Source organism: Clostridium beijerinckii HUN142, from assembly GCF_000621745.1.
Taxonomy (GTDB): domain Bacteria; phylum Bacillota; class Clostridia; order Clostridiales; family Clostridiaceae; genus Clostridium; species Clostridium beijerinckii_A.
This window is the reverse complement of sequence record NZ_KK211336.1, coordinates 248,869-275,804: the sequence shown is the minus strand read 5'-3', so window position 1 is coordinate 275,804 and position 26,936 is coordinate 248,869. Positions and strand designations below refer to the sequence as shown.

30 protein-coding genes are annotated in these 26,936 nt (G+C 26.7%); 4 read left to right on the top strand and 26 right to left on the bottom strand.

Annotated elements, in window-relative coordinates:
• Positions 1–72: 72 nt before the first annotated feature.
• From T483_RS0122565 to T483_RS0122530, 8 genes are all read right to left on the bottom strand, one after another.
• Positions 73–975 carry an NAD-dependent epimerase/dehydratase family protein gene (locus tag T483_RS0122565; protein ID WP_026888854.1) on the bottom strand — a complete coding sequence of 301 codons (903 nt, stop codon included), beginning with the start codon at positions 973–975 and terminating at the stop codon, positions 73–75.
• A 389-nt stretch (positions 976–1,364) separates the two neighbouring features.
• A complete protein-coding gene (locus T483_RS0122560; protein ID WP_026888853.1) occupies positions 1,365–1,727 on the bottom strand; it encodes a hypothetical protein in 363 nt (120 codons plus the stop codon).
• 35 nt (positions 1,728–1,762) lie between these two features.
• Positions 1,763–1,966, bottom strand: coding sequence for a hypothetical protein (locus T483_RS31775; RefSeq protein ID WP_196244915.1), 204 nt, complete (start codon positions 1,964–1,966; stop codon positions 1,763–1,765).
• Between the two features lie 23 nt (positions 1,967–1,989).
• Positions 1,990–2,124, bottom strand: a complete 135-nt coding sequence (locus T483_RS32540; protein WP_278247475.1) for a hypothetical protein — start codon at positions 2,122–2,124, stop codon at positions 1,990–1,992.
• Positions 2,125–2,235: 111 nt separating this feature from the next.
• Complete coding sequence (locus tag T483_RS30305; RefSeq protein WP_026888852.1) at positions 2,236–5,346, bottom strand: SIR2 family protein; 3,111 nt, start codon at positions 5,344–5,346, stop codon at positions 2,236–2,238.
• Positions 5,347–5,663: 317 nt separating this feature from the next.
• Positions 5,664–6,950, bottom strand: coding sequence for a hypothetical protein (locus T483_RS0122545; RefSeq protein WP_026888851.1), 1,287 nt, complete (start codon positions 6,948–6,950; stop codon positions 5,664–5,666).
• A 265-nt stretch (positions 6,951–7,215) separates the two neighbouring features.
• Positions 7,216–7,380, bottom strand: a complete 165-nt coding sequence (locus tag T483_RS31915) for a hypothetical protein (RefSeq protein WP_155268533.1) — start codon at positions 7,378–7,380, stop codon at positions 7,216–7,218.
• Positions 7,381–7,533: 153 nt separating this feature from the next.
• Positions 7,534–8,103 carry a hypothetical protein gene (locus T483_RS0122530; RefSeq protein WP_026888849.1) on the bottom strand — a complete coding sequence of 190 codons (570 nt, stop codon included), beginning with the start codon at positions 8,101–8,103 and terminating at the stop codon, positions 7,534–7,536.
• Positions 8,104–8,683: 580 nt separating this feature from the next.
• Between T483_RS0122530 and T483_RS0122525 the strand changes: the two genes are divergently transcribed.
• Positions 8,684–9,256 (top strand): sigma-70 family RNA polymerase sigma factor, encoded by a 573-nt coding sequence (locus tag T483_RS0122525; protein WP_026888848.1) that lies wholly within the window; start codon positions 8,684–8,686, stop codon positions 9,254–9,256.
• A gap of 103 nt (positions 9,257–9,359) precedes the next feature.
• On the opposite strand, the gene T483_RS29740 is transcribed toward T483_RS0122525, so the two are convergent.
• The 5 genes from T483_RS29740 to T483_RS0122495 all read right to left on the bottom strand — a co-directional run bounded on the left by T483_RS29740 (position 9,360) and on the right by T483_RS0122495 (position 13,437).
• Entirely contained in the window at positions 9,360–9,560 is a 201-nt protein-coding gene (locus T483_RS29740) for a hypothetical protein (RefSeq protein WP_051560529.1), read from the bottom strand.
• 145 nt (positions 9,561–9,705) lie between these two features.
• Complete coding sequence (locus tag T483_RS0122515; protein ID WP_026888847.1) at positions 9,706–11,097, bottom strand: MATE family efflux transporter; 1,392 nt, start codon at positions 11,095–11,097, stop codon at positions 9,706–9,708.
• Positions 11,098–11,155: 58 nt separating this feature from the next.
• A complete protein-coding gene (locus T483_RS0122510; RefSeq protein ID WP_026888846.1) occupies positions 11,156–12,031 on the bottom strand; it encodes a helix-turn-helix domain-containing protein in 876 nt (291 codons plus the stop codon).
• Positions 12,032–12,317: 286 nt separating this feature from the next.
• Positions 12,318–12,836 (bottom strand): FRG domain-containing protein, encoded by a 519-nt coding sequence (locus tag T483_RS31265; RefSeq protein ID WP_051560527.1) that lies wholly within the window; start codon positions 12,834–12,836, stop codon positions 12,318–12,320.
• Positions 12,837–13,167: 331 nt separating this feature from the next.
• On the bottom strand, positions 13,168–13,437 hold the full coding sequence (locus tag T483_RS0122495; RefSeq protein WP_026888845.1) for a hypothetical protein: 270 nt from the start codon (positions 13,435–13,437) through the stop codon (positions 13,168–13,170).
• 1,217 nt (positions 13,438–14,654) lie between these two features.
• Between T483_RS0122495 and T483_RS0122490 the strand changes: the two genes are divergently transcribed.
• Complete coding sequence (locus T483_RS0122490; protein WP_026888844.1) at positions 14,655–14,855, top strand: YvrJ family protein; 201 nt, start codon at positions 14,655–14,657, stop codon at positions 14,853–14,855.
• A gap of 378 nt (positions 14,856–15,233) precedes the next feature.
• On the opposite strand, the gene T483_RS0122485 is transcribed toward T483_RS0122490, so the two are convergent.
• The 13 genes from T483_RS0122485 to T483_RS31255 all read right to left on the bottom strand — a co-directional run bounded on the left by T483_RS0122485 (position 15,234) and on the right by T483_RS31255 (position 24,836).
• Positions 15,234–15,644, bottom strand: a complete 411-nt coding sequence (locus T483_RS0122485) for a hypothetical protein (protein WP_026888843.1) — start codon at positions 15,642–15,644, stop codon at positions 15,234–15,236.
• A gap of 107 nt (positions 15,645–15,751) precedes the next feature.
• On the bottom strand, positions 15,752–16,825 hold the full coding sequence (locus T483_RS30295; RefSeq protein ID WP_051560524.1) for a zinc ribbon domain-containing protein: 1,074 nt from the start codon (positions 16,823–16,825) through the stop codon (positions 15,752–15,754).
• A gap of 181 nt (positions 16,826–17,006) precedes the next feature.
• The gene (locus T483_RS30290) at positions 17,007–17,414 is read right to left on the bottom strand and encodes a hypothetical protein (RefSeq protein WP_051560522.1); all 408 of its coding nucleotides are present in this window, start codon (positions 17,412–17,414) and stop codon (positions 17,007–17,009) included.
• A gap of 192 nt (positions 17,415–17,606) precedes the next feature.
• Positions 17,607–18,032 (bottom strand): GNAT family N-acetyltransferase, encoded by a 426-nt coding sequence (locus T483_RS0122470; RefSeq protein ID WP_026888842.1) that lies wholly within the window; start codon positions 18,030–18,032, stop codon positions 17,607–17,609.
• A gap of 333 nt (positions 18,033–18,365) precedes the next feature.
• Positions 18,366–18,935, bottom strand: coding sequence for a hypothetical protein (locus tag T483_RS29715; RefSeq protein WP_035790503.1), 570 nt, complete (start codon positions 18,933–18,935; stop codon positions 18,366–18,368).
• Between the two features lie 135 nt (positions 18,936–19,070).
• Complete coding sequence (locus tag T483_RS0122460) at positions 19,071–19,598, bottom strand: GNAT family N-acetyltransferase (protein ID WP_026888841.1); 528 nt, start codon at positions 19,596–19,598, stop codon at positions 19,071–19,073.
• A 76-nt stretch (positions 19,599–19,674) separates the two neighbouring features.
• The gene (locus tag T483_RS0122455) at positions 19,675–21,507 is read right to left on the bottom strand and encodes a PAS domain-containing sensor histidine kinase (RefSeq protein WP_026888840.1); all 1,833 of its coding nucleotides are present in this window, start codon (positions 21,505–21,507) and stop codon (positions 19,675–19,677) included.
• An 83-nt stretch (positions 21,508–21,590) separates the two neighbouring features.
• Entirely contained in the window at positions 21,591–21,737 is a 147-nt protein-coding gene (locus tag T483_RS30680) for a cyclic lactone autoinducer peptide (protein ID WP_080697128.1), read from the bottom strand.
• Positions 21,738–21,776: 39 nt separating this feature from the next.
• Entirely contained in the window at positions 21,777–22,244 is a 468-nt protein-coding gene (locus T483_RS0122445; protein WP_026888839.1) for a hypothetical protein, read from the bottom strand.
• A gap of 191 nt (positions 22,245–22,435) precedes the next feature.
• A complete protein-coding gene (locus T483_RS0122440; RefSeq protein ID WP_026888838.1) occupies positions 22,436–23,119 on the bottom strand; it encodes an accessory gene regulator ArgB-like protein in 684 nt (227 codons plus the stop codon).
• A 577-nt stretch (positions 23,120–23,696) separates the two neighbouring features.
• On the bottom strand, positions 23,697–24,098 hold the full coding sequence (locus tag T483_RS0122435) for a resolvase (protein WP_026888837.1): 402 nt from the start codon (positions 24,096–24,098) through the stop codon (positions 23,697–23,699).
• Positions 24,099–24,384: 286 nt separating this feature from the next.
• Complete coding sequence (locus T483_RS31260; RefSeq protein WP_278247482.1) at positions 24,385–24,525, bottom strand: TetR-like C-terminal domain-containing protein; 141 nt, start codon at positions 24,523–24,525, stop codon at positions 24,385–24,387.
• A 26-nt stretch (positions 24,526–24,551) separates the two neighbouring features.
• Positions 24,552–24,836 carry a GNAT family N-acetyltransferase gene (locus T483_RS31255; protein WP_347460386.1) on the bottom strand — a complete coding sequence of 95 codons (285 nt, stop codon included), beginning with the start codon at positions 24,834–24,836 and terminating at the stop codon, positions 24,552–24,554.
• Between the two features lie 176 nt (positions 24,837–25,012).
• Here T483_RS31255 and T483_RS0122425 point away from each other — a divergent pair, with 176 nt between their 5' ends.
• Together T483_RS0122425 and T483_RS0122420 are read left to right on the top strand one after the other, a co-directional pair.
• Positions 25,013–26,104, top strand: a complete 1,092-nt coding sequence (locus T483_RS0122425) for a tetratricopeptide repeat protein (RefSeq protein ID WP_026888836.1) — start codon at positions 25,013–25,015, stop codon at positions 26,102–26,104.
• Entirely contained in the window at positions 26,104–26,637 is a 534-nt protein-coding gene (locus T483_RS0122420; RefSeq protein ID WP_026888835.1) for a metalloprotease family protein, read from the top strand. Before T483_RS0122425 ends, T483_RS0122420 begins: the two co-directional genes overlap by 1 nt.
• Positions 26,638–26,936 lie beyond the last annotated feature (299 nt).

Below are 26,936 nucleotides of genomic sequence, written 5' to 3'. Positions count from 1 at the left end.
TCTGAATAAATAGCAATCGCTAACTCTACAAATTGGAATTTTTCTATCTCCGTAAATGATCATTACAATAAATTACTTAAGATTTTGTTGAATAAATTCAATATATCCTTTTTTTACAACTTCATAAGGATTGTTCTTAAACCATTCATAAGATTCTTTTAACCCTTCAAATAAATTCTTTTGTTCTGGTAGTAACGCTTTCTGTCTTGAGACATCTAAGATATATTCATAATTGTAAAAACTAAAATAATCTCTTTGATTATTATGGTTAGTTACATAAACTTTTTCTAAAGGAGTTCCCACCACTTTATAACATAGTTCAACAAATGTATTTATATCTACTAATTCTGTATTCCCAACATTCATTATATGTTCCTTTGGATTAGTTTCAATAATTTTTTCAATAATTTTACATAAGTCATCAACATGGAAAAATTGCAATTTCATCGTTCCATCGTTAGGAATATAAAATTTTCTGTTTTTCAAAGCACATTCAAATACAAATGGCTCTCTATATACGTTTTGCATTGGTCCGTATAAATATGGAGGCCTTAAAATATATGCACTAGGAACTCTTGAAAGCAAATATTCTTCAGCTTCAATCTTATCAGTTCCATATTTACCCCAGATAGAATTCAAACCAATCTTTTGATTTTCAGAAAATGGCTGTTCATTTGTTTCTGGATAAACGGCGGAAGAACTAATAAATATGTACTCTTTAAACTCACCTAATGCATCTAATATATTTCTAATATCATTTTGATTATATCCACATACGTCGATTATTGCATCAAAGGAGTATTTCACCAGAGAATCTTTTAAATTATTTCTATCTGCACATATTAAATTAACATTTTCTATTTGCTGTTTAGTCCCCCTGTTTAAAACGTACACTTCATAATCTTTTGATTCAAAATATTTTGCAACATACTTACTAACAAATACAGTTCCACCTGTAACTAATACACGTTTCATAAACTTCTCCTTCAAATTATAATTTATCTTTCAATTAATCTTCACAACATATTTTCAAAATACTATACTAAATTAAATGCTCAAAGAACAGTTTTTATTTACCATCGAAAATCTCAACTTCACATTATTAGCCTAATGGGTATGGATAATTAGAAGTTATTTGTTACTTAATATATTTAATTTTTTGTAATTTAACTTGTCCTTACACTTTTTACAATTTTATATTCCATATTTTCTCTCATCTTATCCCATGAACTACTTATATTACTTTTCATTAATTAATAAAATATAATTTTATACACAACTCTCAGACGTACTAAAAAAGTGTTGACTTTTATTAATAAGTTTTTATGTAAAAAAAGCAACTAAAATTTCTTCTACAGCATTTATTAGATTATCAAATCTTTCAATAAACCACTTGTCTGCTTCTTTTTATTCATTATTAGTAAAATATTATCAAAAAATTTTATTTCTGGATTATCATTTTTATTAAAACTCACGAAGAGAGTTCTAATAATTAATTCCTTTCTATGTTCAATTATACTTCTTAGAACTTCTTTTTCTCCATCTTTACCATAAGGAATAAACATCTGGAATATAATTTCTTTATGTTTCTCAATTTCCTCTTTTACTCTCAACACTCGGGAGTTTTGAGTTTGAATTTCTTTAAGTTTCTTATACAATTGAGGAATATACATAATATCTAGATTAAAATAATACGCTAAAAACCAAACTAATCTATCAGTAATCATTTGTGAATGAGTAATAAAATTCTCAAATTCATATGTTATTTTATTATCAGTAGGATATCAGATTGTGTATAATTCCTCGTTATTATATCGTTTTTCTTCAATAGCTTTCTTTTTTTAAATTCTGTGTAATTCAAAAACATTTCTAAGCTATAAAAAGTTGACTTAATTAAACCTTGCACCCCTAAATATACTCTATCATAGAATTCTTCAACATCATTATTTGTAGTTCTTTCCTTCACCTCATCAAATGGACTTCCGTTATCTAATTTGCATAAGAATTAAAGATTGTATTAAATATAGTGTTAATATCATGTGATAATAAAATATCAAGATTTAGAGATATTTCCTTATCAACTTTAAATTTTATTATATTTGAAAAATGATTTTTTCTTTCCAAAACATTCACTCCTTAAAACGAATTATAAAAGTTCTAATAAAGCAAAAAAATTCTTAAATTTAAATATTTAATTGAACACAATATAGAGGTGGCTATATGCATACCTTCATATTAATCATAATACTTAAAAAATGTCTCTATTAGCTTTTTATCACAATCATTTTTTAGTATTTCATTTTTAAGTTTTTCTTTTATTACACTTTGAGCTTTATCACAACTTGATATTGTTGTATGCATCTTATCGTTATATCTCAAAATCCATTCTAGCTCAAAATTATCATAATTATACCCATCCATATCAACAAGAAAACTAAATTCCTCGCATTGATCTTTAAATTTTTTAAATTTATCAATATCTATAATATGAGCATTCAACATTAAAATAGCTATTTTAACCAATGGACTTATATCAAAAGATTCTGAATATATACCTTTTACGTTTTCTTCTCTCTCTTTTTCTAAATAATCTTCTATATATTTCAATAATTTCTCCTCTAATTGAACATTATTTTTAACTACATTATTTATAACCGCCTTATAGTAAAGGTTAAACGAATTATATTGAAAATTAGAAGCACTATTCAACTTCTCAGTTATACTTAATTTTATATTATTTTTCATTTCATCATTTAATAATTTATACAATTCTATTAAAATACTTTCTATAGAACTAAAATTATGATCTACTTCTACTTGTCTAATTAATAACTTTATCATATTATCATTTTTTAATATATATTTTTCATCTGAATTGTTTATAACAATAGAAAGTACTTCCATATAGCTTACTATAGCACACTCTCTATAATAAGAATTTTCTTTTTCAACAAATGGTTTCTCTAGAATATAGTTTAAAACCTCTTCAATCTTTTCATTACAAAGATTTAACTTATAATTATTGTTTTGATTGATTACAAAAACCTCCAGATTGTCATAAAGCTCTCTTAATTCATTATTGCTATATTTATGTATAACTTCAAGAAACCCATCTATTATTTCGCTAAAAAGTTCTTTTCCTACATCTATTCTAGATAATATATATAAATAATTTTTGAATATTTCCTTAATCGTTATAATATTTTTTTCTCTCAATATAGACGCAATGATATTGTTATAAGCTTCTTTTAAAGATTCCAGAGCACCTTCTTCCAACTTAATTTTTTCTACTTCATATTTTTCAAATAAATATTTAATAGTTTTTTTGTTTAAATATACCAACATTAAGAATACAGTGAAATAGTCTATTTCTTCAAGTTTTATAACCTTGCCTGGAATTCCCCAAAAAGTTTCTTTTTTCTCTTTATACACAATCATATGACTTAATAAAGCACCTTCTATGTAATTATAAAATACCTTTTCAATCTCATTATAATTGTCTAACATAATTTTATTTTTATTTATGTAATTCCAAAAATCTTTTATATCATTATTAAATTCATAAATTTTACCACCTTCATTTAAATATCCACTATAAATGGTATCTTTATCCTTCTCAACCTCTTCCTTCATATCAATAGTATCTTTTATCTTGCTGAATATGAATTTAAAATTTGATATATCTCTTAAAAATATTAGGCTTGATCTACTATTTGAAGGTAATTTTAAATATATATCATTTAAATCAATTTTATTAATTTCTTTTCTTATTATTTTTTGAGTATTCATGTCTATTCCTAATTTACCTAAAGCAAAAGGATTAACATATGCAAGTAAATGACCTAAATAATATCGGTTAATTTCAGAAATGAAATATAAGTAATATTTTTTATTTCTAAAACAACTTTCAGACAATTTTTTTAATGTTACATAAGCTTGAAAATATTCTCCTAATTTATATAGTATATACGCCTTTTCTAGATGTATTTCATTGCTTTCTTCATTATTTAAACTCATATTGTCCAAGTGCCTTTGAAGATTGTAATAATCAAATTTCAAAATATAATTTTCTACAAATTCATTATTTTCCTCTTTATTTAATTCAACCAAAACTATAACTTTTCGTTCTTTATCTCTTTCTATTATCTTTCTTATACCAGCCTTGAAAAACACTTGCTTAACCAACTCTATTTTTGCTTTTTTAGAATAATCAACTTCTTTCTTTATTTTTTCCCTGTCATTATCATCGCTACAATTTTCTATTTCATTTATTTTATCTTCATATTCTTTAATTTCACCAAACAAATCTTTTACCACACTTGTGTATAATTCTAATTCATTTCCTTTAACATTAAAATGAGAAAAGATTATTTTTCCATCTTCTTCAAATGGTGTTTCTAAATTTAAAGCCGTTGTTATATCTTTAAATCTTATTTTATTCAAATTATTTAGATTTATTAATTTATCATAAAAATAATCAATATTAATTATACTCTTATCATTTTCATCTAATAGATATTTTAAAAATTTATATGTATTTTTCCCTTTTTCATTAGTTAAGTTTGAAGGTTGTACATTATTTTTTAAAAATTTTAAATCTTTTATTTGAGAATAATAAAGAATATTAATTCCTCTATTCTTATAATATTCAAATTCCATTTGATTAAATTTTTTATTTTCATCTGTATCTAAAAAATATGCCTGTTGAAAATCATTCCCTAAAATATCTTTTACCCATTGAAAAATATATTTTACATTAATATCATTTATTGAGTAACCAATAAATAAAATTGTATGTGTTGATATCAAAGACTTTATGTAGTTTTGTATAAGTTTGTAATTCTTAAAATAAGATAAGTAATCATCTTCCTTTAATACTATGTTTTTATTTTTCAAATCTCCATGCATTTTTATAATCATTTTACCATTTGGCGTATATGGTAAATCCTTATCTTTAGAAACAACATCATAAAACATCCCTTTACTATCAGCTGCATCCTCTAGCAATTCATCATAATTTGTGGTTACCACATGATATGGATTTAGTTCAAAGACGAGATCATGTATACTATTTGGCTTAACTTTAATATTAAATTTATTAAATATTACATCATAATAGTCTTTTTCTTTTCGTGAATTATAATAATACTGTGGTATTTTCAAATAGTCTTCAGAAGAAATATTTTTAGTATCTATTCCTATACCTTTTGCAAATTCTTCAACAAGACTTATCCAAGATGGATAACCAGAATTCGCAGATACTCCCGAACCAACAAATAGAACTAGCTTATTATTTTCACTAGCTTTTTTAATTATTCTTTTACTCTCATTAATAAAATTTATCATTAATATTCTCCTTAAATTTTTTATTTATTCTATAATGTTTGTCTTGCTATAATAAGTACAAAAATAAATTAAATAATTTTGATGCTATTTGGCTAATCCTTATTTACTTATGTCAATTAAAGTGTCTGCTATAGCTTTAGTACTAGCAAGTAAAGACTTTTGAATTAAATCACAGATATAAAACTCGTACATATTTACAACCATATTACTCGAATTTGCAAGCACTATAATTTATTGTAATTATAAATATTATCTATATCATCCATGATCCATTCCTATTCCTAGATTCCTAAAATTCCCATTGTATACAAAACCGTCTATTTAAATATATAATATATCTTAAAAATATTATCATTCTCATCTAACGGTATAAACTTAATTTTTATTACATCACCATCATCTGCAAATTCAAATTTTTTTAAGGTTTTTTCCTTATTATCAACTACTGTATTATGATAATTTATCCTCATCTCCTTAAAAATTATTTTTTGGTCAAAAAGTTCAATTTCTTGATCATCAAATACACATTCCATAATACTCCCAGTATCTTTACTAATCATTTGCGTTTGATTAAAACCAGAATCAACTGTTACTAACAATGTCAGTTCACTATATGTTCCTGTTATTGGTTCATTATTCATACTTTTTTCCAATACTAATAAATTTTCATAATCATCTCTGGTTATTTTTTTAGGTAATTTAAACACCACACCATAATACTTTTCTAAAGTATTAAGCCTTTCTAATAATGCTATCTCTTTTTCAATGTCTTTTCTACTTGTACAATTTATATTTGAATCTTGAAAAGATATAATTTCTCTATCATTTTTTAATGTAACAAGTTTTTTAATACCTTCGTAACCCATGTTAAGTAGAAATTTATTCATTTTTAGATTAGCTGCTACATCATTTTTATATTGAGTAGCTACTTTTATATTAAATTTATTATCTAAAATATTGCCCCTATTTATAGATAACGTTAAAATCAATTTAGTATTTTCTTGCTTTTCATTACTTAATATTAAATAATCATTTTCTATTCTTATAAGTCCCATTTCTAAATAATCCAATGTAAATAGAGTTTTTTCGAATTCAAATTTCATAGGAATAGGATCTGGAAATTTTTCTGGTATTATCTTTACTTCACTGACATTTTCTATTTCTTCCATCAAGTAATTTCCTAACCACAATCTAATACTTTCACTTTTTAACTTTATAGGTACTTGGTTTTCGTAGCCATATCTTATTAATTCATTTATATTCTTAGCCCACTTGTATTCATCAGGGATTATAAACTTAATCGTACCATGTGGAGGATATTTTTTTATAGCCTCTTCGTTGTTTGCAACTAATTTGATAGACACTCCTTTTTCATTCATATTCAAACTATATCTAAAATCAGGATATAATGGATGCATTGCCCCAAAACATCTTTGAAATACTCCCATCTTTTTTAACGCTCCTACATTATCTCCTGATTTGGCAAGTTCCAAAACTTCATCCATTCCATTATTAATACGTATATTCGAATTTTGAATGTTAACATTTCCATTACCTTTTGTTTTATTTTTCGAAACAATCTTATTATCACTCACTCCAAACATGATACTAATTCCCCTTTATCTCTGAATTTTGGATATTAATATTTCGATCGCCTTTTGTTTTGTTTTTTGCTTTTTTCACAACATTTTTCTAATATGTTTTTCCTGAAAAGAATCCAATAATTGCACCGCTTATTAATCCTCCAATTATTCCGATTATTAATGCTCCATGAACCGTTGACGGATCTAAGAAATTCATAATTTTCCACTCTCCTAAAAATTATATTAAATATTATGATTTTAAAATAAACACTTTGCTTTTTAAATATCAACTTCCCATTATAGACATAATTGTACGTCTTAGAATCGTTCCTTCTGAATTTTCTTCAAAAAAACATAATAAGGATAGACTATCTTTTTCAAGCAGATAATCTATCCTTATTATACTACAATATTTGATTATATTACCTATATTTGTATTAGATATTACCATTAATATTAATATATTCAAATTTACCCCAATAAAGAATAATTTGCTAAATAGATACCTATATTTTATTTCCTAGTTATTACTCTTTAAATGAGAGTTCAAAAGCTGAATATTTATTTGAAATAAATATTCAGCTATAGTAAATTAATTATTATATCAAATCCTATTAGCCGCATTAATCAAACTCTGTTTATCTACTGGCTGCAAAGCCTGATAGTCTATCTCAGCTATCTTTCCCTTACTTAGATCCCAATAAGCTACTGTTTTAATATTTACCGGTAAAGTACCTACTATCGTAAATTCTTTAATCAATCCTTTGATTACCCTAACTTCATCTATCATGTTACTTGGTTGACTAAATGCAATAATAATAAGCTTATTATTTTTATTATCCCATCCGCCTTCTATTGGTATATTTATTCCCTTATGATTAGTAGTAATAAAACTTTTATCTATAGTTACTGTGATCTTAAAATATTGGATTTCATTAAAAGGGTCTTGGTATTGTGACATAGCAAGTGAAACTGCTTTTTGAAGCATATCTTTAGCAAGTTTAAAAGAAAATGGCTTGTGCAAATATATTTGTATTGGATTCAAAGTTTTCTGGGCTAATGTATCTCTAATAACTGCCATTGCTTCTGAAATTGCTCTTGCATAAGCACGATTTCCAGATGTAACATAATTAAAGTATGCTTTAAAAAAGGTATATAATGATTTTAAAGTCATTCTAACACCTTGATGAATTACTAACACTATTAGTTATATTAGCTACTAAACCAAATTAGAATAAATATTTTAATCATAGTACTTCTTTATATTTAGTCTATGTAGAGGTTTTTTCTGCTACACTCCTAACTCAACCAATATTGCTTGCATTACATTCTTAATAATACCAATAAGACTTCCTGTCTCCCCTGTTAGGTAAATTCAAAACACTTGATAATTCATCACATACTTTCTCAGCATATTGATTATCTACTTCTAATTCCTAAAATCCTATCACTTCAGTACCACTATCTTCCCCCTGCATTAATATGAATCTCCACATAGAATTTTATATTTCTTGTTTCTGCTATTTCATTAGCTTGATCTGCTATTTTATATCACTCATCACAACCATACCTATTACCATTACCAATTCATCTAGCATCCTTTATAATAATTTTTCTTCTCAAAATTACTTTTATCTATACGTTATATACATTTTGACCATATATACTATATGTAGAGATTAATTTAACATCAAACACAATATATGTAAAATAATTCATTAATTTTATAGATCTTATGTATGAAGGAGGTTTATATGGATTTTAATTATATCGAAACTTTAGTTACTAGGTGCAAAGATAATGACGAAGGAGCAAAAGAAAAATTAGCTGAAGAATTTAGACCATTAATTTATAATATCTCAAAGAGAACTTTCATTGATGGATATAACTCATATGATATTATTCAGGAATGTTATCAATCGCTTTTTAAATCTATCTCTATGTATAACTTAGATAAGCATAGATTCGTTGCTTATGCTACCAATGCCATTAAAAATAATATGAATGATTTGATTAAGAGGATTAAAACTAGAAGCTCTACTGAAGGAAATAAAGCTCTAAGCTTACATGATAATTTTGAAAAGGACATTCCATCACAAGAAATCTCTCCTGAAACTTCATTATGTGAAATGTGTGATTATGAAGACTTAAGACTAGCTCTAAAAAATTTAACTAAAGATGAGAAAGAACTTATAGATTTTGTATTCTTTAAAAATTATACAGTTCTGGATTATGCCCATATAAAAAATATGTGTTATTCTACTGCTATTGTAAGAAAGAAAAACATTCTAAGAAAAATCCACAATAATATTTCATTTTATTATTAAAGCTAAACGTCTAACAGCTCCAAGGTTAATTTTTTTATCCTTGGAGCTGTTATTATTACAATGTGATTTATATTCCCATAGTTTCAGAGATTAAATGCACACTTTATTCAAAACTAAAATTATTTATAACCTCAGTAGTTTCCTCCACATAGCTATCAACCACCTCATCAATTCCATCACAAATATATCTAAGACTACACCCCTGACATTTATCTAATATCCCATTCTCTAACAAAGAACATTTTAAGTCATCCTGAAAAGTAGAATTTCTAATTGCTAAAGCTGTAAATGAATTAAAAAGCATTCATCCAGACATTAGCATATGTGTCAGCACCATAGTTGATATTGCTATAGATTGTTACCATAATCACATTGTAAATGAATGCGGTACTCAATAGAAAACAAATTAATGGATTATCGACTTCAACAATAAACTTAATACCATAATATCAACAAAGCTTGGAATGTGAATTTTTATTTTCTCCTTCAATTAAGTTTAATTTATTCATCTTTTTTATCTCACGATATATAAAAATTAAAGATATCATTGCAGCAAGAAAATCAGCTAATGGAACAGATACAAAAATACCAGTGACTTTAAGAAATATTGGGATGATTAACATTAATGGTATTACAAATAAAACTGGTTTCATTATTGATAAAAATAATGCAGGCTTAGGTTTGCCAATATACTGAAAAAAGCTTGAAGCAATTACTTGAACACCTACTAAAGGACTCATAAGTATCAGTAATCTTAAAATAGGAACCGTCAATGCTATTAATTCATTATCAGTTGTAAAAACACCCGCTATTTTATTTGTAAAACTAATAATTATAACTAAAAATACCAATGAAATTGCAACTGATCCTAAAATTGCAAGCTTTAAGCTTTGTTTTACTCTATCGAATTTTTTAGCACCATAATTAAATCCTATAATAGGCTGAAGAGCTTGTCTAATTCCATACATAGTAATGGTAATAAACCCGAATACACGATTATATATACCAATTGCAGAAACATATAAGTCAGATCCTCCATAAATTTTTAATGAATTATTCAATACTATGGCTAGAATTCCATAAGCCAGTTGAGTCATAAACGTAGATAATCCTAAGGAAATCGCTTCTTTCAATAACTTTATATTAATTGTTAAATTTTTAACTTTCACCCCCAAAATTTTGCTATTAAAACAGATGTATACTAGTAAAAATATGAAACATATTATTTGCGAAATGTCTGTAGCAATGGCAGCTCCTTTTATCCCATATTGAAGTCTTGTAACCAATATATAATCTAACGGAATATTAATTACAGGTCCTATTATCATGCTTATCATAGCAATATTAGCATGTCCTTCTGATTGTATGATGCTATTAGCAACAATACTAAAAACGAAAAAAACACTGCAATATAAAGTAATTCTAAAGAATGTTACAGCATAAGGTAGTATATTTTCCAAGGAACCAAAGATATATAACATAGGTCTTATGAAAACTAGTCCTATAACCATAATTAAAATTCCTAATAAAATAGAGGATGTTAATGCAGTCCCCACTGCCTTTTCTGCTCTTAGTTTATCTCCAGCTCCAAGACTTCTGGAAGTTATAGAAGCAATTCCAACTCCAATCATTTGAGAAAGAGCCAGTATTATTTGTTGAATAGGAAAGACTATAGTTAAAGCTGCAATTCCTAAGCTACCATTAGGCTGATTACCTATAAAAATTGCATCAATAATGTTATATAATACATTAGCTAAGAATACACTTATGGCAGGAATAGAAAACTTAAAGAGTAATCTTTTGATACTACCTTCCAGAATAAAATTTTCAAGTTCAGTCATATTATTACCTCCTCTTACTTTTCTTTATTATAACAATCCGCGTAAAAGATTTTTTGACCTATCTTGCTTTTATCGGAATAAAAAGATATGCCTCAATATTTTTTTGATTAGGTACAAAACCATTGGGATAAAACTCATATGCGTAATTATCGCACGGGACATACAATTCATCATTAAGTAAGCTAAACCAGTTTCTCTGTATCTGAATCTGTATCTTTTCGATTATATTTGTTAAGGAATATACTGCATAATCATTCTCCGGTATATATTTATGTACTAATTGAGCATCTTTCCTGTCAATCTGACTAAAATATCGACTATCAATTCCAGCGATAAAATCGAACTCATAACTCCTCACTTCTTCATTTTTACAAAAATCCAATCCGTAAACCCCATCAATTTGATTATATATTTTATCCAATTGCACTTTTTGAGCAGTTTGATTAAAAATACGTGCAACATCATGTTTTTTATTATCCCCATGATACAATAATCCTGTTATCTCAAAAGAATTTTTATGTATTATTTGATATTCTGTTGCTGTTCCATATGACATCACCCTCTCGATGTCTTCCTGTGTAATTGAATATTTATATAAATTTAAATATTCAATCTTATTGTCACGATAATCCTTTGGTGTAATACCAAAATATGCCTTAAACATACGGGTAAAACTTTCCTGAGAACTATATCCACACATTATAGCTATATTCAATATACTATCTCTTGTCTCTAATAAGCTCATCGCTGCAATTGTAAGCCTACGCTTCATTTGATAATCCCCAATATTCTCTCCCAACACTGCTTTGAATAATCTCGCATAGTGAAATTTAGAAAAATTAAACTGCTTCGCAAGTTGTTCTAATGAAACTCCCTCAAGCAAGTGTTTTTCTAAATATTCAATTGCATCAAAAACATAATTCTTTGTATTCATAACATCACCTCATAGATTTTTCTTAATTACTTGATCTAAGCTTATATGACATAAAACTTAAAGCTACCAATGTTGCCTTTTCTAGATTTGATGGATATAATTACCCTATCTTAGAGAAAAAAAAAGTACCTATATTTTTCGCAGAATAGTACTAGAGACGCTAGCAAAAGATATAATTGCTACAATATAGATACTGCATATTTCTTATATCTATAAATCCTGATTTGTACATTTCATTGATTATAAATTTTCTTCATAATTTATAATCAATTCGACAAATTGAAATTTATATAGAAATGAAATCGGTTGTCCAATCTAATAATGGCGTAGGTAATCCATAATGTTGCGCTATAAAAAGCCAATCAAAATCTGTGACAGCATTACTAATTTCCTTATTTGATACTACCTGCTTGAATACATCCAACATATTCATAAAATTCGGAAATAAGTACTTATCACCACTATTGTTAGCTCTTATTATTGTTGTATCTACATATCTTCCAAATTGATCTGATATGACTTCTGCGTTTCTTATAACTTTTGGCACTAATCGATAGCTTGCTCTTGCCCCCCTAAACCACATTAAAGATTGCATATCTTCAAATGAGCTATCTCTGTATGTACCAAGGACACAATATATTTCAATATCTTTATCTAACAAAAACTGAGCTAACAAATCACAAGTATCACCACAACACCCAATCGGGAAATTGCGAAAAACAATGTCCTTATAAAACTCTCTCTCCTCCTTAGCCACTTCTATAGCTTCTCTAAATTGATTAGCTAATCTTTTGATATCTTTCACATCATATCCTCCGACAAATTATAATTTATCTTTTAATTAATCCTCACAATATGTTTTCAAATCAATGCTCAAAGAACATTTTTATTTACTATACCGAATCTCAGCTTCGTAGTATTAGCCTAATTATAATCTTACAACATATCTCATTATATGAATTAATGGGAAGCTTACTTATAATAATCAATATTTAATCTCATTTATAAATTTAAGTTGTTGCTTTTGTGAATCTGTACGTTTAATTTTATTCTCTCTTTTAAATCCATCAAACATATATAGCCTCATACAATTAATAATTAAATAAATTTTCTAAGTACTATATAGATTATAATAATTATGCAATCATCAAAAATATTAAAGAAACTATAATACCTATAACAAATATTTTAATACTTCTATTTAATATTTTTTTATTTTCATTGATTTCTTTTATTAGCTCTTGTCTGTTATGTATTACTGTTTTTTCTAACATTTCAATTTCTTTAATTAAATATTTAGATTCACTAATTAATGAATCTAAACAATACTTAAACACTCTAAGTTTATTTTCAGTTGCAATATTTCCTTCTTTAAGTTGATCTACTTCAAAACCTATTATTTGCAAAGTTAATTCTCTATAATAGTTAAGTTTATGATTTAATCGTGCTATGGTCCTATTATTATACTACAATTTTTTATTATTTTGACTATATTTTCCTCAATTATAATTTACTGTTTTAATAATATACATGTTAATCAAATTTCAAAACTGTTTTCATTATCCCAAGCCCTCCCCCATCAAATGTAATGTAATCACAATACGTAACCTACGTTTATTGAAAAAATAACCATTGCTATCAATCCAAAGGCTATAATAAATATTACAGATCCATCTATTTTTTACAAAAGTCTTCTCTCTTTTTTAATTCAATTCTTATTTCATCCCTAATCATTTAACAAACACACTCTATAATTTTATTCCGCGATTAAAATTTTTCTCCACTAATATTTAAGACGTATTTTCCTATCTTAAACCACATAAAAATCGAACTTTTTTAAGCCAACAGCCTTCAAACCCGCATTATTCAAGCATATTCTTCAGAATATTAGAATATATATTCTAGTATTCTGAAGAATAAATATGGTGGAGAATATATATTCTTTACCATATAAGAATATTGACTAAATGTTTTGAGCTTGTTTTAAATCTCTCTCTAAATTTTACAAAGCCTTATGAAAATTCTTGTGCCCTATTGCTTAGTAGCTTAGTACATTCATAAAAATAAAAAAAGAATACCAAAAGCTCTTATTGCTCTAAGTATTCCTTTTAATAATATTTACCTATTATATAATATGCATTTACAAATTTGTTAAAACTTGAGTTCATATCTTTACTAGAAATTATAAATATATTTGTGTAGAAAACATTTGAAAATGAGCTGTTAAAGGTTCTTAGCTGTAGGTTGTTCCATTTTAGCTTGTGAAGTGAGAGTCCAAAATTTTATTTTGGGTTCTCGAATTTCCTCAGCGAATGTAATGAGTCGAGCTTCCCTAGGAAAGTTGGAGCATGCTAAAGTGGATATAACCTTCTGCTTAGAACCTTCAGCGATATTTTCATAGCTTTTCGGAACAAAATATTTATGATTTCGGTGATGCATACGCATAAGTATAGATTATAGTTGAGTTATCTATAATGCTCATTTCTTCTCACTATTTGTTGTATCCATCGGCTGCGTGAACCTCAATAATTTATTTTATATCTATTATTTATAATAAATTTCATTAACTATTTTAAAATTGTTTATGTACATTCATATATCCATTAAAAGGAGGTGGATATATATGCAGGTAACTGATTTAATTAATCTTGTTGTTAATAATGGCTTTGCTATAGCTGTAGCAGCATATTTGCTAATACGCTTAGAAAGACAAATTGATAACTTATCATCATCAATTAATAGGTTAAATACTATAATATCAGCTAAACTTGGAGTAGCTATTGATACAGATAGTTCTAATGATGATTCTCATAACGTAGCTTAAGAAAAAGGCAATAAACATTGTGAAGTGCCCTCCAAATATTAAATATGAGTGTATCATATATCTAATGTTTGGGGGCACTTCATTAATTTTGAATGTTTATTGCCTTTAAACTTTATTTATAATATTTATTTTACCATTAATTAATTGATATTCATTCACTAAAATTAGTTATAAAAAATTTATTATCTTCTTATTTGCTCCCTTTAACTTCCCCTATAATTTTATTAATGAAACTCTTTTTAGGAGATAAATACATATTTTCAAGACTGTATAACTCAATCTTATCTGATTCTTCTCTTAAGTCCTCATATTCATACTCACCTGTAATTATAATTTTTCTTGTATTAAGAAACGAAAGTATTCTTTTAGCTTCACTCTTTAGCTTTGTTCAGTAAAATTATATGTTTCATGTTCTCTTGGCATCCCATAATCAACATAAGCCAATCCTATATCCCTTAAAAATCTATACCCATCACAATATAAGTCATATAATTCTTCAATTATCTCTACTAAAATGCCCTTATCATCAATAACATCTTCGAGTAATTCTCTAATTTTAACTTCTTCAAATCTTCCAAATGGTACTTTGCTAAATAATAACTTTTCTAATTCATTCATCACATGTTTATCTTTATAGTTTAAACTTATTAATTCAAAATAAAAATCATTTCCAAAATACTTATTTAATAATTCTTCGTCAATATTATAAACCCACTTTTCAAATTCTAGAATAGTTATATTCCCTCTTAATACATTATAAAAATTCGATTCAACATCCTGTTTATTCATACCTACTACACCTCTTTATAATACGCATCATTTCTATTATTCTCTATAATTAACATGTTTCAGTAGCTATAAATTTAAAATTGCTATACATTTTAAGAATGCTGCTACTAATTTATTGTAAATTCTCCACACAAAACATGAGCTTCAAAAGTTTTTTCCTTCACTGGAACAAGCACTGGGGAAACTACTCTATAATTACCAGCTGGAATATTATTCGTATATTTACTAATATCATACGTATGTAGCATTTCAGTATTAGGAGTTATGATTATTTCTTCGCGCGAAAAACTAACTGCCTTCTCTCGGTATACATCTTGCCATTTATCATCAACTTTCTTTTGAATATAGAAGCTTTGTTCACTCGTTAATTGTTTATCTGTATCATTTTTCCATGTAAAGACAATTTGCTTTGTTCCAGGAGAATATGAATATTCTTGTGGAGTCACCGTAACGCCTTTCGCCGCCAACTCAGCAACGTCTTTATAAGCAGTTTCTGCTGAAATACTATTTCCAACCTTTGGCTCTGAAAACTTCTCTTCAATTATTTTAATCTTGTATTTATTCCATAATTCATCTTCACTGATTATACCGTTTGCAATCGAGCTTGATATATTTACACGCCCAGGGCTATAATCTTTATACTTTTTGTATCCTAAATAATACTCAGGATTACCTATATCACAAATAATTGTCGTACTACCTTGACTCTGAATTACTCCATCAAATAATTTTATTCCATATTGATAATCTTCATTAAATAAGAATCTTGTAATCTTATTTCCGCTTGATAGGCGTTCTTCCCATTTAATATATTTCCCGCGTCCCTCATCTGCACCTTTCCCGCCATAATCGCAAATAATTGTATCGTCAATTGTATATTGCTTGCCGTCTGCTTCATAGACCAAATGAAATGGAAATTCCCCATGTGTTATCTTAGGCGTAGGAGGATTTGGTGATAAGGTAATACCCAAAGCAAGGAAAATCCAAGGCAAAGCAGTAAAAGAAATCAAAAAGAATATTCCTCCAAAAATTGTTCCCAATATTATAACTAATGATTTAAAAAATTTGCGGCGTTTATGGTTATATATTTTTGGCATATGTTGTACTTCAAAATTTTGACCACAGTTGCCACAACTATGCGCCTCATCTGGATTATTCGTGCCACAATTATTACATATCATATATAATTTCTATGCTTTTATTTTTCATTTCACACCTATAATTTATCTAAATTAATTTATAATTTGATAACACTTTTGTTGATGAGCTTATCATATAATATATTATTCATATATTATATCTCCCTAAAAAACTTACTGAGCACAATTTATATTATCAAGACTAATTTAACGAATATTATGTTTACCATTCACATATGTTTAACCTTGAGATATTGAAAAAAATATATTCTCCAACCAGCCGTTCATCTCTTGAAATATATCCTAAGTCGAACTTTCCAATACCACAGTCAACCATAATAGGATTAACTGTTAGTATTTGTCCATAAGCGGAATATGACCATATACCATTTAGCTTAATAATTAAGTCCTTAATCTTGTCCTTATTCTCACTAAACATCACATCCCACTGAACATCTACTCCTTCTATAAAGTCAAATTCCACTTTATAAAAATTACCCACTTCAAAATTTACAGGACATCCAAATGCTTTATATACCTTATTATTGATCTGGAACGATACAATTGCTTCATTAGCTTCTTCAGAAAGCCACTCCATATCTATTATCTTAACTTCAGAATAAATTTCCATCTTAATCACCTTTAAAAAGTATTTCAACTACAATTTATATAAGCTAAGAATTATTCATTACTTAATTATATATTATGCTAGTTTTTTAAAGTCTGATAAATTAGACTTTATGACTTTCCCTCCTTATTATCGAGGCATTTTACTTTTAGTATCCTTTTATCACCTAAAAGGATACTCTCTTTTCTACTATAATTATATATTCTTTTTCATATAATACCTTTTATGACCTTCTGGACAATTATCTAATATTCCAAAGACCTCATATCCTTGTTTTATATAAAAATCTTTTGCTTGAAAATCAAATGTATCTAAATGAATTAACGTGCATCCCTTTTTTATTGCTATTTTCTCAACTTCGTCTAGAAGTCTCATTCCAATTCCCTCTCCTCTAAATTCAGCATCAACCCACAAGGAATCTATATATAAACAATTCCAGCAATACATTTTACTATTTATTCCTGCAATAATTTTGTCTTCATAATTTTTGACAACTCTATTTATCATTATGAAAGATTGTTCTTGGACTTGTGGAACTATAGATAAATTATAATCCACTAACTTATCTATAATTAATTCTACTTCATATTCATTACTTTCCTTTATAATATAGTTCTTCATAATTATAGCTCCTTAATTTTATCTAGACTACACTTTTCATTATAGTTATTCTTAACTATATTAATAGAACCACTGCATTTGATTTTTACTAATTATGTGGCTCAAAGCCATCATAATTTATCCATATATACATAAGATTTATTATAGCCTTCTTTTTGAAACAAAAGGATATTTAACGTGAGTTCCAAGGAAAAATTTAAAGTGGAACAAAATTATAATGTATCATAGATTATTTTGCCGTCCATATCTAATTCGTAGTATACTCCATTCCAATCATAAATCTGAATTTTATCACCGCTTATATTAATAAAAACCTTTTTCTACTAACATTCCCTATTCTAAATTATATTTTAATATAGTATTTTTTATATTAGTTATAACTCCATTTGAAGCGTTATATCCCTTACTAGTTTTAAAACATAAACTTCTAACTTCCTGACCTTCATCCTCATCTATATAATAATGTTCGCACATTTCTAATTCATATTTATACTCATCTGGCCTTCGATCATTTGACACTATTCTTAATTTATAATTAATTGTATTCTCTACAGAATATACTATAGCTTCTATTTCACTCTTTGATAGTGCTTTATACCATTTGCGCCTTCTTACCACATTTTTCTTTAGTAATGAACTATAATCATCTATGTTTTCATAAGCACATGGTTTCTTTCTATATCTTGTTTCCAAATTCAAGTTATTGCTTATTTCAATTAATTCACCATGCTTTTCCTTAAGCATCTCTATATATTCTATTTCTTCATCTATATAATCATGGCTGCAAATTAATACACATTCATCATTCTCAATAAAGCATTGTATTAAATCAACCTCTAATTCTTTATTTATAGGTACATCTACAATTGTATCTTTCAATATATTCATTGATCTTTTATTCACACATTTTAATGTTTACCCTTCGTTTAATTATTCCATGATAGTTAAATGCTACAATTACCTCATCAAAACAAGTCAATGTATTTTCTTTTTGCCTGTTGAAACAGTTCTTTTGTAAACTGTACGATAAATTACAATTTACAGATCTATCCAATATCGTTCAATAACACGATTTTCTCCTTTAATTAATACTTCATTTTCTTTTTTTCCTCCTTTTGATAAAATAGTTTTCTGAGAAGCAAAATTATCGTTATCACAAGTTAATAAAACTCTATTAATATGTAATATATCCTTACAATAAATCAATGCTTGTCTTAATTCTTCTTTTGCATATCCCTTGTTTCTTTCAGACTTTCTTACAGAATACCCTATATGACCACCATATTGTAAAAGATACTCATTTAGAAAATGTCTTATTTGTATCATTCCTACAATACGATTATCACTTTTCCTAATTGCTAGAAATTGTGTTGATGTAACTTTTCTTCCATCTACTTCTGATGTTTCATTTAATAACGACTTTTTAATATATTCTTGTGGTGAATTAGAATTTCTTAAAAAACCTGTTCCATCCATTGATTCATTGTTATAAATAAATTCATTCTTATACGAAAATATATCATCACCATATTCTATTGCTACTTTCCTTAATATCAACTCTTCCATAAAATCACCTCTACAAATTAAAATTTATCTTTATCTCCACAGCTCATATACCCAATTTAAAGTAATATATATTTTTTTAACTTTGTAGCGAGTATATATCCGAAAATTCTATTTGTATTTTTTCTATATTAGTTTTAAAGAGAATTTTATCTTTCTCTTCTTCATTTTTAACCAATTCTACTGGTAATTCTATTATAAACTCACTGCCTTGTCCTTCAACACTTACAACACTTATTTTCCCACCATGCATTTCAACAAAAGATTTTACAAGATATAATCCTACTCCAGTCCCCTCGCATTTTCTTGAAAGAGTGTTGTCCACTTGGCCGAAACGCTCAAATATAAAATTAAGCTTATCTTCTGGAATACCATCACCTTCATCTTTTACTTTAATGATAACAGTTGTTTCTTTATCTATAAAATCCACATATATACTTCCATTTGAATGACTATATTTAAGAGCATTGGATATTAAATTAAGCATTATACGTTCCATCATATCATGATCAAATCCCATAATCTTTTCCTCAACGTTTGTATCAAATATAAGTGTTATATCTTTATCATTGACATAAGATGCTACAGATTGGGTAATCTCTTCAATAATATTTACAATATTACCATTTCTTTTTTTTATTTTAATAAATCCAGAGTCAGAATTTAACTTAGTTACATCTAAAAAATTATTTATTATTCTAATCAATCTTAAACAATTCTGTTTCATTGTTCTAAAGTATGATTTACATTTTTCTATGTTTTCTAAACTATAATTGCCAAAATAAATATTTACAGTTTGAACTGCTGAATAAATTACATTAACAGGTGTTTTAAGCTCATGAGACATATTAGTAAAAAAGTTCATTATAAGATTGTTAAATTCCCTCGACTCATTAAGTAACTTTAAATTTTTTTCTATATCTTCTTGTAGAGATTCAACTTTCTTTTCAGATGTTATATCTCGTAAAAATGTCAAAACTGATGGTTTCCCTTTATACGTAAAAAAAGATGATGTATTAATCACCGGAATGAATTCACCATCACAATTTAATATGCTCTCCTCACTTGTAATCTTTACTAACTTATTATCGCTAATATTTGCGTACTTTTTCTCAATGTCTTGGTTAACTTCCGAAAAATAATGATTATAAAAGTTCTCTCCCTTTAATCCCAATAATTTAGTTGCACTTGCATTAGCATATATAACTTCTCCATTTCTATGTACAATAATTGAGTTTAATGAATTTTCAAATAACATGTCATAACAAATTTTATTATTTAATAATAGTGATTCCATCTCTTTTTTCTCATTACTTAATATATTAAGAGTTTCATCTTTTTTTTTATTATTTTCAGCTTCAATATCAACGTAATATCCAAGAATCCACGCAACAAATATAAATACGCCACACATTATTAAATCTTTTTGAAAATATACATTAACTCCATTTTCTAAGGGAGCATACAATAAATCTGCCGCAAGAATAATAACAGAAGAAAAAAGTGATGTTACTATCCCACGTTTGGAACCATATTGAATAATTGAATATATTATTAATAGTAAAAACAAGTATTTGCATTCACTTTGATATGCTTTGGATAAATATAGAGGTATAGATATAATAAATGCAAAAATAATATTATCTCTTAACCATGAATTTTTGAATAAAATTCCTTTTTTTAAGACTGTACAAGTAATTACTAAACAAATAATGAAATTTATTCCAATAAGGAGCGAAGAAAAACTTACTATATATATGTTAAATCTAGTATTTTCGTGTATGTATAAACTTGACCAATACTTTGGTAAATTCATATGTATTATTATACTACTAAATACTATAATTGCGACTTTAATAAAACACACCATTTCTTTTAATTTGTTATTATGTCTATTTGAATAATTCCCCATATGGCTATTCCTTTCAATAGATAATTATTAAAAGGAAAAATTGTCTATTGAATTTATGACAATTTTTTCTCTTAATATTGATTTTAATGATTTTTAATATCTCTTAAACATTTTGGTTCTTCTGGTTGATATGCTGACCAATGACATGCTGATGCTGAAACACTAAGAGCCATTCTTGTACAAATATTTGATGTAAATTTAAGTGATAAAATTTTTAAAATATTCTTCATTAATTTTCATCTCCTTTACATTATGTATTTAAATTTATATTAAAAATAATTTGAAATAACTTTCTTATTTTTTATTATAAATTTCAAAATTATAACTGATATTATAAATGTAATTAAGCTTGGAATTCCATATATGCATCTTGTTAGTGGTTGTAAAACAGAAATGTCTGTATTTATATTTAGGCCACTTAGTAATAACATATTAATAGTTTCACTTAAAGAAAGCATAAAATATAATAAAAAAGTTCCTAGCACATTTTTTATTAACGGTATATCCTTAATAAACACAACAATAATTATGGTTAGAATTATACAAATATCTGTATTCACTCCATAGTATATAGGTAAATCTCTTATAATAAAACATGATATAGCTAATATTAAACTTGAAAGTATGTATCTAAACATGTCAATAGTTTTTCCAGAAAATATGTGTATGCCCCACATTAAAATAAATGATTCTGGTATTGTTCTAAAAAAGAAATCTACGCAGGTAAGTTTAAACATTGGAATCCTCACTTTCCTTTAATACTTTATATATTTAAAAGTTAAAGTATTTTCTATATTAATCACTATTTTAAATTATTTTTATATTTTCTCCTTTTTTGCATTGTCAGCTTCCACAGTCTTATTTATATATATTTTGACAATCATATTTCTACTATAAAATGATTGTTTTATTTATCCTATTTTTAAAGTTACTTTGCATTTGGTGTCATGGATGTTCCCATTCTCTCAATTATGTATTTTAAGAAAAAGTCAACTTTGTTTAAAAAGTTTATTCCATTTTTAGTAAGAGTAATAGTCTGCCATAAGACTCCCACACTAATACTTTCTATTAACTTTATGTAATACAATTCTGAAAATTTTTCGTTGAATATGAATAAAATTATTATTATGAATAAAAAAATAAATATAACAAAAATAGATTTCCTTTTAAATTGTTTTCTGGTTTCAATATTTGTAATAGGCTTCTTAATACTATCTACAGGCGCATTTTTTAAAACTGTTGTAAATGCAAATATTATAATAGCACCGCTTATTACTGCTACAGTAATACTATTTATGGTGTAAAATATATTATTAATTAAAATTCCAGCTAATACTGCTGAAAATGTTCCTATTATAACACATCGGCTCGGCGAGGATGCATGTACACCTCCTGAATATTTTCGAAGAATACTGGCTGTAATAGAAAATATTAAAGCCTCATAAAACACTCTGAAAAGCAACCCAGCAATTATGACCCATAAGATAGAAAATAACATTTGAAACAAATTTATTGCTCCATATACGATTATCTGTTCTTGTTCTTCATTAATATTCAAAAATAATTTTGAATTATTACCGATTTTAGTTGCTATTTTTTCAGTTAGAGACATTTTCGCTCATTCCTTTATTTTTAATAATGATTTCATGATTATTATGTATAATAAAACAAACATAATAACAATGATTAAAATTCTATAAATTTCTTTATGAACCCTATATTATATAGTCGTATTACTTGGAAGATTAATATAGATAATAATAGAACAGAAAATTTAAATTGACTTTCTATATTAATTACTATTTTACCTTTTTACAGCTTTCAGCCTCATCAAATTAATTTACATATTTTGTTTCTATAACTTATAATATGCACATTCTTATAACAATGTAAATAGAAATGGAATAAAACGTCAAAATATTGGAATAAACGGAAATTTATTGGATAAATATGTATAAAAAGAATATCTTCTGCATTATTTTCATCATGGTAAATTTATTCCATTGGTAACACGAAGAACAGCAAAAACTACTTCAGTACAAAAAAACAAGCACTTATTACAGTGCTTTTAAAAAATATTAAAATACCCAATCGTTTAACATTCAAGGGCTTTAATATTTTTTACAATTCGCTATTTAAATTCCCCCGCTCCATTTAATGCAGACAATTATTATATGTAATCTTAACCATTATTTTTGTTCATTAATTATTTTATGTACAGTACCAAGCGCGATATTTAATTCTTTAGCAATGCTCCGTATATTCAATCCTTGCTCTTTTAAATTTAGTGCTTTATTTCTTAATTCATCTGATACAGGTTTTCTTCCAACATTTATTGAATTCTTTATTTGATGGACTCTAACTCTCTGTTTCTCACGAAAATATAAATTCTTATACTCTTCAAGTTCTAATTTTAATGATTTCAAATTGCTTAATAGAATATAATATTCCTTGGCACTAACAGCGCTTTTATCAGCTTTTATTTCTTCTATTTCCCTACAAAGCCTAGCATTTTCTTTAATTACTGACTCTATTTTCTCTTTATATAAGTTAACTTGTTCTTGTAATTCCTCAATAGTCATATTCGCCATTAATATTCCTCCATTCATAAATTAATTTATTACTATATTATACTCTTTTATTTTTTAGTCGTTTAATAATTAAATTCTGAACACTCGATATTATATTAGAGCTACGCATTACTTGTACAAAAAAATACCGCAAATTCATACGAATAATACGGTATTTCAATGAGTAATAAATTACCTTTTAACAATAGTTCCATGCTTATCTTCACTGTGTTTATAGATCCAAGCAAACGCCCTTTTGTTCTTTCGTTATTGTACAATTTATCGGTTATCATAATGAAAGGAAGTATCAATAAAAATCTTTCGATACTGCTTCTGTCGCTTTATTAATAAAAGCAGCAATTTTACTTGGACTTTCCTTCATCCCACTATTGACCCACTTTTCTATTACGGCTATGGTGCCATATGCGGTAAATGTGTACCAATAGATTAAAAATTTATTTTATTATTTTTTTGTTAAACAAATAATTCTATTAGCTCAGCGAAACTTACAGACAAGTGAAATTCTAAGCTTTCTCTATTAGTCAATTCACAATCACTAGCAAATTCTTTACATCCTATCTCCATTGCCCACTTTTCACACGATTTACATAGCATACTGGCTATACTATTGTTACGGAATTCCTCAATTACATAAATCGCCTCTAAATATCCCACATGAGTACTGTTTGTCTCCTCAACATAGCCTTTTCTTAATCCACATTGAGCAACACCCAATGGAATATTATCATTATAAGCTATAAGTATTTCTAATTCGTTAGAAAGTACATTTTATCAGTAAAACAATTCTATACTTTTTCCTCTAAATTTGACACTAATATCCATAACACTGTACAATATATTTTAGAATTCAATATCTTAAAGCGTTGACATAGATGTTGAATTCTAAAATATTCATAAAATTTAGGGGGAAAAACATGGAGGAAAACAAACAATCATTTGAGGGGTACAATCAAGATTATGAACAAGAGATATGCAAGCTTTGTGGCAATGCATATATAGACAAATCTGAAAGTAGGTATTCTACATTATGTACTAATTGTAGAGAAAAACAAATTAAATATCCTATTCCTAAACTATTCATACTAATCGGTATAGTACTTATATTCCTAGTTGGAAGCTCTTTTGTTCAGTTTCCTAAAATATTTAAAGCATATAAATCATATGCAACAGCAGAACAAAAAGCAAAACAAGGTTATGTAAATGATGCATTACACTCACTAGAAGATCTTACGAAACAATATACTGAGGATAAATCAATACCAGTTCTCGCAGTAAAGATTTCTATGAACAATGGTAAATACGAATATGCAGATTACATAATAGATAAATATCTAGCCAATAAAAAAGTTGATAAATCTATATATAACGAAATAACCACATATTCCAAACGAATAGATCAATACTATACTACTTATGATTTTTATGATAAATTAATTAAGAATTTAGATAAGAATATGACTAAGAGTCAGTCTATGGTATATGTTAATACTAAATTAAAATCTTTATTAAATGATAACAAACAAGATAAAGCTTTATTGAACTATTATTTAAGTATTTCAGCTCCTAATATTAAAGAAGCAAAAGAATTTATTCAAGCCTCTATTAAGGAAGATAATAATATGTTAAGATCTCATATTGAACTTGCTTATATTTTGCTTGAGGAAAAGGACTTTGATGGTTCAAGAAAAAAATATAATGAAATACTAAATAAAGAGAAAGACAACATCGATGCACTTTGTGGTTTAGTAGCAGTTGAAGTGTTAAATGGAGATAAAAAAGCTGCTGTGCGTTATGCAAGGCAGGCCTATGACATTAATCAGAAAGATCTTTATGCTATGGAAACATTAATGATAGCACTTAATGAAGATGGACAAACTGAAGAAGTTAATAAAATCAAAGATGAATATCTTTCTACAGGAAACAAATTTGATAATACTACATTAGATTATTTTAATGGAAAAATAAATATAAATGATTATTACCTAAGTAATGGAGGGCAAAATTAATGATAATACCTGGTTTTTTAATTTCTATTGTAACCTTTCCTGGAGTAATTGTTCATGAACTAGCACATCAGATATTTTGCAGACTAATGAGAGTGCCAGTCTATGAAGTTAAATATTTCCAATTATCAAATCCTTGTGGATATGTTTTGCACGAACCTAGTGATAATCCATTAAAAGTATTTTTTATTTCAGTAGGTCCATTTTTAATAAATACTATCATAGGAGCTCTAATTACATTACCAGTATCAATTGAAATAGTAGAATTTGGACAATATTCAAACTTAATTAATCTATTAATTTGTTGGATTGGATTTTCTATTTTAATGCATGCCTTCCCAAGTACAGGTGATGCAAAATGTATTGTAAATGCTATTTTAAAGAATAAAGAAGTATCATTTTTAATAAAAATATTAGTAGCGCCTGTCATTGGTCTTATTTATATTGGCGCGGTTGGTTCTGTAATGTGGCTTGATTTACTTTATGCAGTAGGTGTTTCCATGCTGTTACCTAAAATATTAGTAATGATATTTTAATATATACGTTAAGCTTCAAATTAAAATGGGTTTCAGTGCTTGTGATTTGCACTGAAACCCATTTTATTTGATCAGGAATAGCATTGTGATTTATTGATTCAGGATATTCTGTGACCTCTATGCCTTGTTAGCAAATGTTGTCTTACCAACTGCTGGCATTCCTGCAATCAGTATAATATACATTTGATTTCACCTCACTAATTATATTTTTTTAACCTTAATATACTTTAGTCTAGCAATTACAATTTTTCAATTTAAACGTAAGAGTCAAAATTTTGGCACCTATTTTTATAATATTG

Bases quoted from the DNA above. Each gene is read 5' to 3' on its own strand.
- T483_RS0122565 (WP_026888854.1), bottom strand. From the start codon at position 975: ATGAAACGTGTATTAGTTACAGGTGGAACTGTATTTGTTAGTAAGTAT.
- T483_RS0122560 (WP_026888853.1), bottom strand. From the start codon at position 1,727: ATGATTACTGATAGATTAGTTTGGTTTTTAGCGTATTATTTTAATCTA.
- T483_RS30305 (WP_026888852.1), bottom strand. From the start codon at position 5,346: ATGATAAATTTTATTAATGAGAGTAAAAGAATAATTAAAAAAGCTAGT.
- T483_RS0122545 (WP_026888851.1), bottom strand. From the start codon at position 6,950: ATGTTTGGAGTGAGTGATAATAAGATTGTTTCGAAAAATAAAACAAAA.
- T483_RS31915 (WP_155268533.1), bottom strand. From the start codon at position 7,380: ATGGTAATATCTAATACAAATATAGGTAATATAATCAAATATTGTAGT.
- T483_RS0122530 (WP_026888849.1), bottom strand. From the start codon at position 8,103: ATGACTTTAAAATCATTATATACCTTTTTTAAAGCATACTTTAATTAT.
- T483_RS0122525 (WP_026888848.1), top strand. From the start codon at position 8,684: ATGGATTTTAATTATATCGAAACTTTAGTTACTAGGTGCAAAGATAAT.
- T483_RS29740 (WP_051560529.1), bottom strand. From the start codon at position 9,560: ATGCTTTTTAATTCATTTACAGCTTTAGCAATTAGAAATTCTACTTTT.
- T483_RS0122515 (WP_026888847.1), bottom strand. From the start codon at position 11,097: ATGACTGAACTTGAAAATTTTATTCTGGAAGGTAGTATCAAAAGATTA.
- T483_RS0122510 (WP_026888846.1), bottom strand. From the start codon at position 12,031: ATGAATACAAAGAATTATGTTTTTGATGCAATTGAATATTTAGAAAAA.
- T483_RS0122490 (WP_026888844.1), top strand. From the start codon at position 14,655: ATGCAGGTAACTGATTTAATTAATCTTGTTGTTAATAATGGCTTTGCT.
- T483_RS0122485 (WP_026888843.1), bottom strand. From the start codon at position 15,644: ATGAATAAACAGGATGTTGAATCGAATTTTTATAATGTATTAAGAGGG.
- T483_RS30295 (WP_051560524.1), bottom strand. From the start codon at position 16,825: ATGATATGTAATAATTGTGGCACGAATAATCCAGATGAGGCGCATAGT.
- T483_RS30290 (WP_051560522.1), bottom strand. From the start codon at position 17,414: ATGGAAATTTATTCTGAAGTTAAGATAATAGATATGGAGTGGCTTTCT.
- T483_RS0122470 (WP_026888842.1), bottom strand. From the start codon at position 18,032: ATGAAGAACTATATTATAAAGGAAAGTAATGAATATGAAGTAGAATTA.
- T483_RS0122460 (WP_026888841.1), bottom strand. From the start codon at position 19,598: ATGGAAGAGTTGATATTAAGGAAAGTAGCAATAGAATATGGTGATGAT.
- T483_RS0122455 (WP_026888840.1), bottom strand. From the start codon at position 21,507: ATGGGGAATTATTCAAATAGACATAATAACAAATTAAAAGAAATGGTG.
- T483_RS30680 (WP_080697128.1), bottom strand. From the start codon at position 21,737: ATGAAGAATATTTTAAAAATTTTATCACTTAAATTTACATCAAATATT.
- T483_RS0122445 (WP_026888839.1), bottom strand. From the start codon at position 22,244: ATGTTTAAACTTACCTGCGTAGATTTCTTTTTTAGAACAATACCAGAA.
- T483_RS0122440 (WP_026888838.1), bottom strand. From the start codon at position 23,119: ATGTCTCTAACTGAAAAAATAGCAACTAAAATCGGTAATAATTCAAAA.
- T483_RS0122435 (WP_026888837.1), bottom strand. From the start codon at position 24,098: ATGGCGAATATGACTATTGAGGAATTACAAGAACAAGTTAACTTATAT.
- T483_RS0122425 (WP_026888836.1), top strand. From the start codon at position 25,013: ATGGAGGAAAACAAACAATCATTTGAGGGGTACAATCAAGATTATGAA.
- T483_RS0122420 (WP_026888835.1), top strand. From the start codon at position 26,104: ATGATAATACCTGGTTTTTTAATTTCTATTGTAACCTTTCCTGGAGTA.